11 protein-coding genes are annotated in these 14,337 nt (G+C 32.3%); 9 read left to right on the plus strand and 2 right to left on the minus strand.

What is annotated here, in order from left to right:
• The first annotated feature begins 51 nt into the window (after positions 1-51).
• The 9 genes from ABWU47_RS06360 to ABWU47_RS06400 all read left to right on the plus strand — a co-directional run bounded on the left by ABWU47_RS06360 (position 52) and on the right by ABWU47_RS06400 (position 11,944).
• Positions 52-801: an NTP transferase domain-containing protein gene (locus ABWU47_RS06360; protein WP_077188273.1), complete on the plus strand. Its 750-nt coding sequence runs from the start codon at positions 52-54 to the stop codon at positions 799-801.
• A 125-nt stretch (positions 802-926) separates the two neighbouring features.
• Positions 927-1,880, plus strand: coding sequence for an NAD-dependent epimerase/dehydratase family protein (locus tag ABWU47_RS06365; RefSeq protein WP_064085777.1), 954 nt, complete (start codon positions 927-929; stop codon positions 1,878-1,880).
• Entirely contained in the window at positions 1,837-4,164 is a 2,328-nt protein-coding gene (locus ABWU47_RS06370) for a glycosyltransferase (RefSeq protein WP_077188274.1), read from the plus strand. Before ABWU47_RS06365 ends, ABWU47_RS06370 begins: the two co-directional genes overlap by 44 nt.
• The gene (locus ABWU47_RS06375; RefSeq protein ID WP_077188275.1) at positions 4,125-5,801 is read left to right on the plus strand and encodes a WG repeat-containing protein; all 1,677 of its coding nucleotides are present in this window, start codon (positions 4,125-4,127) and stop codon (positions 5,799-5,801) included. The genes ABWU47_RS06370 and ABWU47_RS06375 overlap by 40 nt, the downstream gene beginning before the upstream one ends.
• A gap of 4 nt (positions 5,802-5,805) precedes the next feature.
• Positions 5,806-6,795 carry a phytanoyl-CoA dioxygenase family protein gene (locus ABWU47_RS06380; protein WP_077188284.1) on the plus strand — a complete coding sequence of 330 codons (990 nt, stop codon included), beginning with the start codon at positions 5,806-5,808 and terminating at the stop codon, positions 6,793-6,795.
• Positions 6,796-8,589 carry an ABC transporter ATP-binding protein gene (locus ABWU47_RS06385; RefSeq protein WP_077188276.1) on the plus strand — a complete coding sequence of 598 codons (1,794 nt, stop codon included), beginning with the start codon at positions 6,796-6,798 and terminating at the stop codon, positions 8,587-8,589.
• Positions 8,573-9,622 carry a threonine aldolase family protein gene (locus ABWU47_RS06390; protein WP_077188285.1) on the plus strand — a complete coding sequence of 350 codons (1,050 nt, stop codon included), beginning with the start codon at positions 8,573-8,575 and terminating at the stop codon, positions 9,620-9,622. Before ABWU47_RS06385 ends, ABWU47_RS06390 begins: the two co-directional genes overlap by 17 nt.
• A complete protein-coding gene (locus ABWU47_RS06395) occupies positions 9,619-10,671 on the plus strand; it encodes a threonine aldolase family protein (RefSeq protein WP_077188277.1) in 1,053 nt (350 codons plus the stop codon). Before ABWU47_RS06390 ends, ABWU47_RS06395 begins: the two co-directional genes overlap by 4 nt.
• Positions 10,672-10,753: 82 nt before the next feature.
• Complete coding sequence (locus tag ABWU47_RS06400) at positions 10,754-11,944, plus strand: MFS transporter (RefSeq protein ID WP_236717752.1); 1,191 nt, start codon at positions 10,754-10,756, stop codon at positions 11,942-11,944.
• A 17-nt stretch (positions 11,945-11,961) separates the two neighbouring features.
• On the opposite strand, the gene ABWU47_RS06405 is transcribed toward ABWU47_RS06400, so the two are convergent.
• Positions 11,962-13,269 carry a UDP-glucose dehydrogenase family protein gene (locus ABWU47_RS06405; protein ID WP_077188279.1) on the minus strand — a complete coding sequence of 436 codons (1,308 nt, stop codon included), beginning with the start codon at positions 13,267-13,269 and terminating at the stop codon, positions 11,962-11,964.
• A gap of 47 nt (positions 13,270-13,316) precedes the next feature.
• Positions 13,317-14,216 (minus strand): DMT family transporter, encoded by a 900-nt coding sequence (locus ABWU47_RS06410; RefSeq protein WP_077188280.1) that lies wholly within the window; start codon positions 14,214-14,216, stop codon positions 13,317-13,319.
• Positions 14,217-14,337: the final 121 nt, after the last annotated feature.

Raw genomic sequence — 14,337 nt, forward strand, 5'->3', positions numbered from 1 at the left:
ATCTTATTAATTATAAATTAACTTACTACCTAATTAATTCCTGAGTTATGTATGAGTAAAACTTTGATAATATTAGCAGCAGGAAAGAGCAGTAGAATGAATTCTGAATATTCAAAAGCGTTGCACCAAGTGGGAAATCTTACTCTTTTAGAACATATAATTTCTAATGCAAAATCGCTGAGTCTAAAAAGCTTATCAATTGTTGTTAACAACTCCCTTCTAAAAGATTTAGAAAACTTTGATAGCCTAAAAAGTATAATCGATCAATACAATATAAAACTAATAATTCAAGAAGATATTACAGGTACTGGCACTGCAGTTAAAATTGCTCTAGAAAATCTGGAGGAGTTATCTGATCAAGACATAGTTTTAATACAGTATGGAGACACTCCTTTTATATCTAGCGATACAGTTATGAAAATGACTGATTGTTTAAAGTATAATAATTTAGTTCTTCTTGGATTCAATAGTCAAGATGAACAATATGGAAGATTAGTAATTGATAATTACGGAAATGTTCAAAAAATCCTAAAAAATGGAGATAAAATGCTTCTTGCAAACTCTGGAATAATAGTTTCATATGCTAAAGATCTCTTTACCTTAGTAAAAGAAATAAAATTTAATAATTCGACCAATGAATATTGTCTTAATGATATAGTACCCATTGCAGCAAACAATAACTTGAGTGTAGGTTATGTAGTTTCTGATGAAAGAGAAGCAATGGGAGTAAATAATAAGGAGGATTTGATTAAAGCCGAACACTATTTTCAAGAAAGAAGGCAGCCAACTTTTCTTTCATAACTACATTTTTTTATTCATTAATTTAAGTTGACATTTGTTTTATACTGGTTTTATAATACCTTTTAATTCTTACTTGTAAGATAATTGGTACGACAAATTTTCCTAGTTGTAGTGAGAGGGTATACATGGGGATATTAATAACAGGTGCTGCAGGTTTGATAGGTTCAACCTTGGTGAAAAAGTTAGAAAACCAGGGACATGAAGTAATAAGCTGCGATATTAGGTTTCGTAACAATCCACTCAGTTTTTTTTCAGAAGATATAGTACCACTACTTGCTCAGTGTACAGGAATTATTCATCTGGCTGCAATTTCTCGAGTTATACATGGTGAACTTTATCCTCAACTGTGTCAAAAAATTAATGTTGATGGTACAATGCAGTTTTTAGGGTTATGTAATTCACTTCCAAATAAACCGTGGTTTATATATGCAAGTAGTAGGGAAGTCTATGGAGAGCAGAAGGAACTGCCGGTTACAGAATCTGCTAGTATCAATCCAATAAATAATTATGCCAAAGGTAAAGCATTTATTGAGAAGCAAATAACAAGTTTAAAAGATTTTAATGTAGCAATATTACGCTTTTCAAATGTATACGGTGGTTTGCTAGATCATAACAGTAGAGTAATTCCCGCACTCTGTATTAATGCATTAAGAGGTGATCCAATTAAAATAGAAGGTAAAGAATGCGTTTTTGATTTTACCTACTTGGATGATGTTATAGAGGGTATATGCTTAACTGTTAAATATTTACAAAGTGAAAAATCTTCTCTTCCTGCTATTCATCTTACTACTAATAGCCCATGTACTTTAGAAAACTTAGCAAAAACAATATTAAAAGTCACGAAAAGTGATTCTAGAATTGATTTTTATCCTCCAAGAAATTTTGACGTAACTAAGTTCTATGGTGATTTTACTAGAGCTAAAGAGCTACTTGGTTGGTCTCCAAAGCATTCATTAGAAGTGGGATTAAGTAAATTTATAAAAAGTCTACAAAACAATACACAAGAATATCCTAACAATATAGATATGGTAATATATGAAAATATTAAAAGTTATTCATGGTTACCCTCCTTATTATAGTGCTGGTTCAGAGGTTTATAGCCAAACTCTTGCTCATGAACTAGCAAATAACAATGAGGTACAAGTATTTACTAGGTATGAAAATAGCTTTTTACCTGATTTTTATTACACTACAGTCCTAGATTGTAGTGATTCCCGAATCTTACTGCATTTAATTAATATACCCACAGCTAAATATCGTTACAAATTTATTAATGAAGAAGTAGATATAAAATTTAAAAGAGTAATAGATAACTTTCAGCCAGATCTTATACATTTTGGTCATCTTAATCATCTATCAATTACTTTACCAGAAATTGCTTTTAAAGAAAATATACCTACAATTTTTACGCTACATGACTTTTGGTTAATGTGTCCAAGAGGAAGGTTTATTCAACGCAATTCTGAAGATTTGTTACGGCTTTGTGATGGACAAAAGGATCAAAAATGTGCAACCCAATGTTACAAAGGATATTTTACAGGAGATGAAGAATTCCTGAATTTAGACATAAATTATTGGGAACAATGGGTTGCAACTAGAATGAAGCACACAAGGAAAATAATAGACTATATAGATTACTTTATTTCCCCATCGAAATTCTTGATGGACAAATTTACTCAGGATTTTAATGTTCCGATAAACAAAATTTCTTATCTTGATTATGGTTTTGATCTCAATCGTCTTAAGAATAGAAATAGAGCACAAGAAAAAGAGTTTATTTTCGGTTATATTGGTACTCATACTCCCGAAAAAGGTGTTGATCTATTATTGAAAGCTTTTTCTCACTTATCATCTCAAGCAAAACTTAGAATTTGGGGAGCAGCAAGAGAAGAAACTAAAGCTTTAAAAGCGATTGCCGATCAGTTTTCACCTGTTGTTAAAGAAAGAATAGAGTGGGTGGGAAGTTATGATAATAAGAATATAGTTACTGACGTATTTAATAAAGTTGACGCAATAGTCGTTCCTTCAATTTGGGGTGAAAATTCACCGTTAGTAATACATGAAGCACAGCAACTTAGAATACCAGTTATAACAGCCGATTATGGTGGCATGGCAGAATATGTAAGAGATGGACTATTATTTAAGCACAGAGATGCAAGTAGTTTGTCAGAAAAAATGCAAGTCCTATCTACAAATCAGGAGTTATACAATAAACTTACCCAAAAAGGCTATCCTTATACTGAAAATGGAAATATACCTTCTATAAGTGAGCATACTGAGAAACTTAACAAGATTTACCGTAATGCTATTGAAAAGAAAGGCAAATCAGTAGCTGTGAAACCCGGTCCTTGGAGAATTACTTTTGATACTAATCCAGATTACTGCAATTTTGCTTGTATAATGTGCGAATGTTTTTCACCATACAGCAAAGTTAAAGAAGAAAAGAAAGCTAAAGGAATAAAACCTAAGATATTGTCGATAGAAACTATCAGAAAAGTAATTAAGGAAGCAGCTGGCACACCTTTAAAGGAAATCATTCCTTCTACTATGGGTGAGCCTTTAATGTACAAAAGCTTTGATGAAATAATCAATTTGTGCCATGAGTTTGGTTTGAAGCTTAACCTAACAACTAATGGTTCTTTTCCTATTAAAGGAGCTAGAAAATGGGCTGAACTATTGGTACCAATTTTATCTGATGTTAAGATTTCCTGGAATGGGGCAACTAAAGAAACTCATGAAAGAATCATGAAAGGTTCAAAATGGGAAGTAGTGACAGAAAATTTAAAAACTTTCCTTGAAGTGAGAGATAAATACTTTAGCGATACAGGTGAAAGGTGTACCGTTACTTTACAATTAACATTTTTGGAAAGTAATTTACATGAACTCTATGACATAGTTAAGATGGCCATAAAGAACGGCATAGATAGAGTCAAAGGACATCATCTTTGGGCACATTTTGAGGAAATTAAGGATCTATCTATGAGAAGAGATGAGTTAGCAATTAGTAGATGGAATACAGAGGTGAGAAGGTTATATGAGCTTAGAGATAATATGCTATTACCAAATGGTAAAAAGATAAAATTAGAAAATTTCACAATCCTTTCTCAAGAAGGTATTAAGGATTTGGCTCCAGGTGGTCAATGCCCATTTTTAGGTAAAGAAGCATGGATAAACAATGAAGGAAAGTTTAGTCCTTGCTGTGCTCCAGATGAACTCCGTAAGACATTAGGAAATTTTGGTAATGTTAATGAGGTTAAACTCGAGGAAATATGGCAGAGTAGTGAGTACCTAAGCTTACAAAAGAATTATTTAAATTATAAATTATGCAAAACATGCAACATGAGAAAACCTTTGATCAATTAATCAAAGATAATCTTAGATCTATTAAAATTTCACCGTGTGAGAGGTTTCACGAGTTGCTAGGAAATCCTTTGTATGAAAATAGGTTTATAAAGGTTGGTAAATTTCATGAGCCCGGTCTTGCACCGGTTTATGATCAGATAGGCGCTTATCATATCAATGTGAGAGGAGAAGCAGTTTATCATCATAGATTTCTAAAAACTTTTGGATTCTACTTTAATAGAGCGGCCGTAGAAGATGATACAGGGTGTTACCATATTGATTCATCTGGATGTAGAGTATACAAACAGTCGTATCAATGGATTGGAAATTATCAGGAAGATGCTTGTGTAGTTAGAAGACATGATAAATGTTTTCATATTAATTTAAATGGCAACAGGATTTATCAAGAGGAATATGATTATGTTGGAGATTTTAAGGATGGTATCGCTGTAGTCTATAAGGATGGCAAAGCTACACATATTAATCATCATGGAAAGTTAGTACATAATAAATGGTATAAAAAACTTAATGTTTTTCATAAAGGATATTCTATTGCAGAAGATCAACATGGTTGGTTTCATATAGATATTAATGGTGATCCTGTTTACCAGCAGAGATTTAAAATGGTAGAAGCATTCTATAATGGGATGGCAAAAGTTGAAACTTTTGAAGGCGTGTTAGGACAAATCGATATTACCGGAAATGTAAAGTTTAGTATTTTTGATTTAGGTAAAGAATCTCAAGTGCATAAGATTTCTGCAGAACTTTCAGCCTTTTGGAAAACGTACCTAACAAACGTTGCTATTGAACTTGATTTGTTAAATATTTTACCTGCAACTATGCCGATTTTATCTAAAAAGTTAAACATTATCGTACCAAATCTAGAAAGGCTGTTAAGGGCGTTGTGGGAAATAGGGTTTATTGATTACGATAAGGACAAGGACTTATGGCAACTATCATCAAAAGGTAAGTGTTTTAAGGGAATACCATTTTTGCCAAAAGCAGCAACGATGTGGGCAAGAGTTGCCGCTGAAAAGAATTGGTTAAATATTGCCGATATACTAAAACAGAAGTCAATCTCTTCATTTGAATCTTTTAAGGAAAGAGAAGCATCAGAAAATAAGAAAATAGCGTTTTACCAAGCATTGCTAGGATATTCTAGGTTTGATACTAAAGAGTTTAATTCTAGAATTAATATAGATGATGCTAAGAATATATTGCTATTTGGTGTACATTCTTTATTTCTTGCTTATTCTGGTATACACAATAAAGGTTCCATAGGCCTATATAACGAACATAAAGTGCCAAGACAGTTAGTAGAAAATTTAAAAGTCAAACTTATAACTCAGAAAGAACTATCAGCTACAAATTATGAATTAGGTGTCTTTTGCCGCTTTCTGCAGCATTATGATGATGATAAAGTATTATCTTATTTAAAATTGGTCAAAGGAATATCTCGTATTTTATTGATAGAAACCATTTTAGATTACCGCTCTCCAGCTGGAGGCTCTGTAGATATTAATGTAATGGTTGAAACAGGAGGTAAACTAAGAACATTAAGCGATTGGGAAAAAATACTCAAACAAGTAAAAGGATTCAAAATTTTTGCTGTTATACCTTTAACAGATTACTTATCAGTTATTGATGTCAGGTGTTAATCATATGGAAACATTACAAAAAAATGGTTTTTTTATTATCAAAAATCTGGTTCCTTTAGAGCTAATAACTCAGTCTTTAAGTGATATAACAAATAAAATATCAAAGCTATCCCAAGAACTAAGTGTTTCAACTTCTGACTACTTAAACTGTACCGGCAGATGGGGCACGTCATCTCAAGTAACTAGAATTATCTCTCAAGCATTAGATAAAATTATTAAAAATTACCTTGAAAAGTCACTTCAGTGTCAGATACTGCAGAAAAAATCAAATGTTATATGTAAAACTGCTGATTTAATAGATGCAGTTCCCTTCCATCAAGACATCTCCTATAGTTTCAATGATCCTTACCACTTTTCTGTTTGGTTAGCTTTGAATAATGTCAGTGAAACTTCAGGTGCACTGCAAATTATAGAAAACAGTCATAAATGGGAAATACAGCCTTTAGTTGATTTTTGGTACCCATATTTTTTTGATCAGTACTCAAACAACCGAGAAAATTACAAAATTAAGTCACTACCTATTTCAGCAGGAGATGCGATAGTTTTTGATTCACGGTTATGGCATGGTAGTGATAAAAATACAGATGCTAAAGATAGATTTGCTTATGTAACAAGGTGGATTATAAAAGATCAAGACCTTCCCTATGTGCCAAAACCTCAGCCTTCAGTTTTTGGTATACTCAATTGTGGTGAGTTAACAGAATCTATACTGAGAGAATGCTTGTCATTGTTTGGCTACCAGGAAAGTATAAAAGCAAAAAACATGGAAGAACTTATCAAGAGCTGGTTAGCCTTTATTATAGACACAACTACAAATATTTCTGAGATCGACACTACTGAGGCTAAGCGAGATTTATATAAGCTGCTTATTCTAAATCAAGCATCAGTACTACATGATGCTGGGGACATCTCAGGAAAAATATACAAAAATTTATGGTTTTCACTACTTGTATTTCTCAATAAAAAAGTCAACGTAGTGGAGCTAGCATTGTAAATGAACAGAAGTAGAGTTGATAGCTTCAAATGTGTATTGATGTTCATCCTGAATATAGTATCTAAATTCAAACTTAATGTACTTATAATGTCTTTAGTTGCCCTGGTGGTAGCTGTTGATTTGTCTTTTAGAAAGTATTTAGTAAAAAATATTCTAGATACAGCTGTAAAATATCAGGAAGGTAATGTAATTGAAAATCTTTTATTACCTGTAAGCGCTTATCTTGGTATGGCATTACTTATCACTACTGCTTTTAGATTCTATGGCTATTTTGTTGACATTCGAATGTTTACCTTAATGCGTCAAAAGATAGCTGATATGTCTTTTTGTAGGCTACTCCAGCAAGACCATTCCTATTATCAGAACAATTTATCTGGAAGCTTAGTACATAAGGTCAGTAACTTGATGGATAGTGTGATAGAGTTAATAAGATTGCTTATAGATTGTTTTTTCAGTTACAGCATAGCATTAGTCTTAGCTATTTATACCTTATCATTAGTAAACATAAAATTTGCAATCGCTACATTCACTTGGGTAAGCATTTTTATTTTAGTATCGATTTTCAGCTTTCGTGTACTTACTGAACTAGCTGATAATTACTCTAAACAAAATTCACAAGTAATAGCTAGTATAGCAGATAGTATTTTAAATGTTATATCAGTAAGGTTATTTTCTCAGCAAGCACATGAGAGACACAAATTTTTTCAAATATGCAAGAAAAGAACTATTGCAGAGAGAAAATTACAATGGGCATACTTTTGTCTTTGGTTTATATATGGCTATTCATTCGATATACTCCAAGCAGTAAACTTGTATTTTTTAATTCATGATTATCAATTGAACAAGGTCGCAATAGGAGATATTGCTCTTGTACTTGGAATTAATATATCGATTATAGAGTTTCTTAACCATCTAACTAGGAATCTTACCCAATTTTCTACTCATTTCGGCAAAGTTTCAGATGCATTGCCAATCTTGAATACCGTACCAGAAATTCAAGATAAGGAAAATGCTAAAGAATTAAATTTATTAAGTGGAAGAATAACGTTTAATAATGTTTCTTTTTCTTATGAAGGTCAGGAGTCATTATTTCAAGATTTCTCAGTTACCATTAATCCTTGCGAAAAGGTAGGCCTAGTTGGTTATTCTGGAGGTGGTAAATCTACTTTTATAAACTTAATCCTAAGGCTATTTGATGTTAAAAAAGGTAATATACAGATTGATAATCAAATAGTATCAGAAGTTACACAGAGTTCTTTGAGGCAACAAATATCTGTAATACCTCAAGACCCATTGTTATTTCATGATACTATTTTAGCAAACATCATATATGGTAAACTTCAATCTACTATCGAAGAAATAATGAGAGCTGCAAAGCTGGCTGGTATTCACGATTTCATTATGGCGCTACCAGATCAATATGAAACTACAGTCGGAGAAAAAGGCATCAAGCTATCTGGAGGAGAAAGACAAAGAATAATAATAGCAAGGGCATTTCTAAAAAACGCTCCAATATTATTTCTCGATGAACCAACTAGTCAGTTAGATTCTATAACAGAAAAAACAATTCAAATGAGTTTATTTAAATTGATGAAAAATAAAACTACGATTACTATAGCACACCGTATTTCTACACTTTTACACATGGACCGAATTATAGTATTTAACAAAGGAAAAATTGTCCAAGATGGTAAACACACTGAGCTAGTTTCTAAGCAAGGTCTTTACAAGGAACTTTGGAATGCTCAAATTGGTTGTTTGAATGGCAAAAAAGAAGATGGAAAAAATTATTGATCTGAGAAGCGACACTACAACTCTGCAGAGCTCCAACGTTATATATGCAATAAGTAATGCAACTGTTGGAGATTTTGCTTATGGTGAAGACAAAAGCTGTAATGACTTATCAGAATATTGCAAACAATTATTCAAAGTAGAAGAAGCATTATTTGTAACCAGCGGTATGCTTGCAAATAGATTAGCCATTGCCAGCCAAACAAGTCCTGGTGATGAACTAATAACTCATTATAATTATCACGTTAATTTTTTCGATAGCGCAGGCAATGCAAAAGTAAATAATATCGTATTTAATTGTATTAGAAATAATAGCGGAATCTTAGATGTTGATGAAGTAGAATATGCTATTAATTCTAAGCCGAGGTATAAAATTTTTGCTCAGGTGAGTCTTGTTTCTATAGAAAATAGTATAAATGGGTTTAATGGTAAAATTTATCCTTTTGAAAAACAAGTTGAGTTATATAACTTTTTAAAAGCTCACAATGTAAATCTTCATTTAGACGGTGCAAGAATATTTAATGCTCATATCGAAACAAATATTGCTTTAGCAGATTATGCTAAATATGTGGATACAATGAGCTTTTCTTTTACTAAAGGACTTGGCGCTCCTTTTGGTTCAATGCTTATGGGTAAAAGAGAGATAATTGAAAGGGCTAAAAAGCTACAGGTTTGGCTAGGTAGTGGTTACCATCAGATAGGGTATTGTGCTAATGCAGCAAAATACGTACTACAGAATAATATCTCTAGGCTTAAAGAAGATAATAAGCTCGCTAAATTGTTTGCAGATAAGATTAAAGAAATTCCACACATAAAACTTATACTACCTTATCCAGAAACTAATATAGTAAGCTTTAGTATAAAAGCACTAAATGTAACTAATGAGGTTTTCTTGAGTAAGTGTCAAGCTTATGGTTTATTGCTTTTTCCTTGGCTCAAGTCTCATATAAGAGCAGTTACCCACCTTGGCACAAAGGAAACAGACATCATGAAAGCTGCTGAAATTATAAAGGAGGTTGTGTTAAATTTATTATGAGAATAAAAATAGATTTCTTTAGCGATTCAAACACTGACCCTTCAGCTAAAATGAGGGAAGCGATGGCTAAAGCAAAAGTTGGAAACGAAGCTGCATGTGAAGATCCAACTGTGAACGAATTAGTGGCAACCGCATGTAAAATATTAGGTAAACCTGCAGGAATCTTTTTGATTTCAGGAACGATGTCCAATGTAATTGCTTATAAAGTACACATTCAAAGACCTGGTGATTACTTGCTGCTTGATGAAACTTCACATCCGCTCATAGTACAATCTGGCTTGATTGCAGCCCAGGCACATGCTACTCCTTTGCCCATCAAAGGTACGAGAGGAATATTTACTGGAGAACAAATTGTTGAGTTTATTACTCGTCCTAGTTTAAGAAATATTCCGAGAGTTGGGCTTGTTTCTATCGAACAAACGACAAATTTTGGTGGTGGAGCTGTGTGGCCTTTAGAATATATTCAAGAGATCTCAAGTCTCTGCAAAGAGAATGACGTATTCACTCATTTAGATGGAGCAAGACTGTTCAACGCTTGTGCTCATACTAAAATATCTCCAAAGGAGTATGCAAGTTATTTTGATTCGGTATTCATTGATTTTAGTAAAGGATTAGGTGCTCCAATGGGCGCAATATTGCTTGGAAGTGAAGATTTTATTGAAAAAGCTTGGTACTATAAGTTTCAAATTGGCGGAGGTATGCACCAAGCTGGCATTATTTCAGCTGCATGTTTATATGCTCTACATAATAATGTAAATTCTTTAGAAGAAGATCATAAAAAAATGCAGCACCTTATAGAAGGCCTAGACTCCATAGATCAAGTTATAATTGATATCGACCTGTATAAAACTAATATAGCGTATTTTTCATTACTTACTAATTGTATATCTACTCAAGAATTAATAAACGTACTAATGAAAAATTATGGAATTAGAATGGCTAACATCAAAGGTAAAATCAGAGCTATAACACATAGAGATATAAGCTATGAAGATATTAATACTACTGTATCTGCTATAAGAAAGATACTAAGTAATTTTCTGCACTAATTGTTTGCAAACTGCTTGTCAAACAATATTATACCAATATAGTATTATGCTAGCATCTGCATAGAGCTATTTGGGAATAGGTATGAACTTTGTCTTCTTTCAATATTTACTATTCTTCTGTGGATATATGCTGCTTTATTTATCAAGACAAAGTATACCAATTGCTCTACCACTGTTAATAGATACTGACCATGTAAAATTAAGCTACTTTTTTGCCTGCTTTTCTTTTTTTTATGGAGTATCAAAATTTGTTAATGGAATAATCATGGACTCCAAAAATAATCCATTATTTATGTTTGGGCTATGCAATATTGCAACTGGATTATTAACCATTGGTATAACTTTATCATATAATAATCTGACTTTATTACTGTTAACATTAATATTATTAGCTTGGACACAAGGGTTAGGTTGGCCAGCTATTACCAAGTTTATGGTTACAAACTCTAGCATCTCTTCAATTGCATCATCATGGGGAGTTATGAGCTCATCTCAGCAACTTGGTTCTTGTATTACTTTAATTGTATTACCAAGTATAATTAAAATATATGATGCAAAAAGTGCATTTTTGTACTCTGGTCTCTTATGCTTACTTTTTGGAATTTATACAATATTAAAAGCATATTACAAAGAAAGTGCCAACTTTACTACCTATTATAAGGTGCAGAAATCTCAAATAGGTATCAAGGTAACAAGTTCCATATGGTTTCTATGTTGTGCTACTTTTTGTGCTTATATTATAAAAATGGGAATCTTCTTTTGGTTTCCTATAATTTTAAGGGATAAATTACAAATTTCTCTTGTACAATCCTCACTAATAACGGGCGTATATGATTTAGGTGGAATCCTTGGAACTTTAATCACAGGAAGAATTAGTGATATGTACTTCTTTCAAAATAGAAGCTTGCTGGCATTACTTTACATGTTGGGTATAGCACTCACTTTTATTGCAATGAACTTTGGTCAAAACATAATTCTTATGAACCTTGGTGCAATCTTATCAGGATTCTTTATATTTGGAGTGCAAGTACTGACAGGTGTTATAGCTGTAGAAATTGCTCCACAAAATAATGTATGTGCAATTGTAAGCTTAACAGGATTATTTGGGTATATTGCAAGTTCAATATTTTCATGCGTGCTCTTAGGAGTACTTGTTCAGCACTTTGGTAACAGTATTATGTTTTCATTTTTTTCCATTTGCTCTGTTGTTGCACTCGTTTGCTTTTCCATACTATCAAGCAAAGATCTTAAAAAACTAAGTAAAGCGGTGTAAAAAAAATTTCTCAACAGTTAAACTTTGTAGATAGATTTTTTACCCAAGGAATAAACATGGTAACCATATCTTAGTAATAGCTCGCTATCTAATAAATTACGGAAATCAAAAATATTAGGTGCAGCCATAATACTCTTTAAACTTGCAAAATCTTGATTTTTAAATTCTTTCCACTCCGTTAACAATAACAAGGCTTCCGCGTCCCTTGCAGCCCCTATAGCATTGTCTGCGTACTCTATATCCTTTAGAACTTGCCTAGCATTATCCATCCCCATTGGATCATATGCAGTAACTTTAGCCTTGTTATTCACTAACAATTGTGCAATATCTATAGCTGGGCTATTTCTTACATCATCAGTACCAGACTTAAAAGTTAGCCCCCATATCGCTATTTTTTTATTTTGGACTCCATTTAATACATATTCTACCTTTTTAGCAATGTTTGTTATATGATTATAGTTAGATTCCTTAACTGAATTTAAAATTTGTAGCTTGACATTGTGATCTTCAGCAAGCCTTATTAAGGCCGATAAATCTTTAGGAAAACATGATCCTCCAAATCCTGGACCAGCTTTGAGAAATTCCTTACCTATTCTATGGTCCATTCCCATACTGTTAGCTAAAAGGTCAATGTCTGCTCCTAATAGCTCACATAAACCTGCCATCTCATTGATAAAAGCAACCTTTGTTGCTAGAAAAGCATTAGAAGCATATTTAATCATTTCAGCAGTAACTGTATCAGTGACTATTAACGGAATATTCTTATCTATAAATGATCTATATATAACTTCTAGTTTTGCCCTAGCTAGCTTAGTTTTTACTCCTATTATTATCCTATCTGGGTATAAAAAATCTGATACTGCAGAGCCTTGCTTGAGAAACTCTGGATTAACCCCCAAATCAAAGTTATAGCCCTTATTAGATAAATAATTATGTATATTTTCTGCAGTACCAGGAGGAACAGTTGACTTTATCACTATTAAGCAATCTTGATTAACTCTCTCAGAAACTTCACTTACTGCATTATATACATTCTGTAAATTTGCATTTCCTAGGGAGTCTGATGGAGTATCTACAGTTATAAATACTACTTCTGTATTGGGATTTATTTGAAAATACGAATCGAAAAATCTTATCCTTTGTGACTTTATATTATTCTCTAAATAATCTGCTAATCCAGGTTCATATAGAGGAATGTTCCCTGATTTCAAAAGTTCAATCTTCTCAGTATTTATGTCAATGCAATCAACTTTATGGCCCTGCTCCGATAACATTGTACCAGATACTAAGCCTACATACCCTACTCCTATAATAGTTATGTGCATTTTATTATCACCTTAAAAATATAGCTTAGCATCTAAAATAAATACCATTAACAATTATAAACTTTTGTTGTTACATTATTTTTCTTAATTGCCTTACCCTCCGAATAAGCTATAAATAAGGTTGATGGTATTAATATCAAAGTACCATATAAAGCACTTTTATCAGGTAATTCATTAAATATAACGTATGTTACTATTGCAGAAATTATTAGCTCTATGTATCTATACGGTGCAAGTGCAGTAGCATCAGTAAGAGTAAAAGCTTTTAACATGAAGAACAGAATTAGGTTTGAACTTATTCCTAAAATCAGCAGTAATACTAACTCCAACAAGGAAGGCATATGCCAATAAAATAACAAAGGTGGAGTAGAAAAAATAGTTGTCGTTAGAGCTGAATAAAATAACATACTTATTACTGACTCTTTTATCACAAGTTTCTTATTAAGTATGTCTAATATAGCAAAGATTAACGCAGATACAATAAAAATAAGAATTTTAGGATTAAAATCTTCACTATGAGCTTTGGTAGTAATAGCAATACCAACAAAGCCAATAACAGTTACTATCCATCTTTGCCAAATTATATTTTCGTTTAGCAAAGGGATTGCAAGAAGTATAACAAATAATGGTATAGAAAAACTTATAATCGTTGCAGTTACTATGGGGAAAACAGTCAACCCGTAAGTCCATAAGGTCATTCCACAAAACAACAACCCACCCCTGGTTATTTGAGTAGATATTTGACTTGTTTTAAAAGTTTCTATTCCATAGTAAAACATAAAAGGTACAAGGGTAATAGTGGTGAACAGAAAGCGGAAAAAAATTATTTCAAAACTCTGAAGATGTAAACTTAGATATTTTGATATAGTATCATTAGCTACACTACTAAGTAAGCTAAGTATAAACCAGATAACCCCAAACAAATAAGCTCTCAATCTGTAATCCATAAAGCTTCTGATTTAATAGATACGATGTACTCATATAATTTTACTACAAAACTAATAATATAAAAGTTTTCTGATGTACGTCCCCAGAATGTGATCGTAAGGGTTCATTATAAATAATTCG

It is taken from the genome of Wolbachia endosymbiont (group A) of Gastracanthus pulcherrimus (genome assembly GCF_964028265.1).
Taxonomy (GTDB): Bacteria; Pseudomonadota; Alphaproteobacteria; order Rickettsiales; family Anaplasmataceae; genus Wolbachia; species Wolbachia pipientis.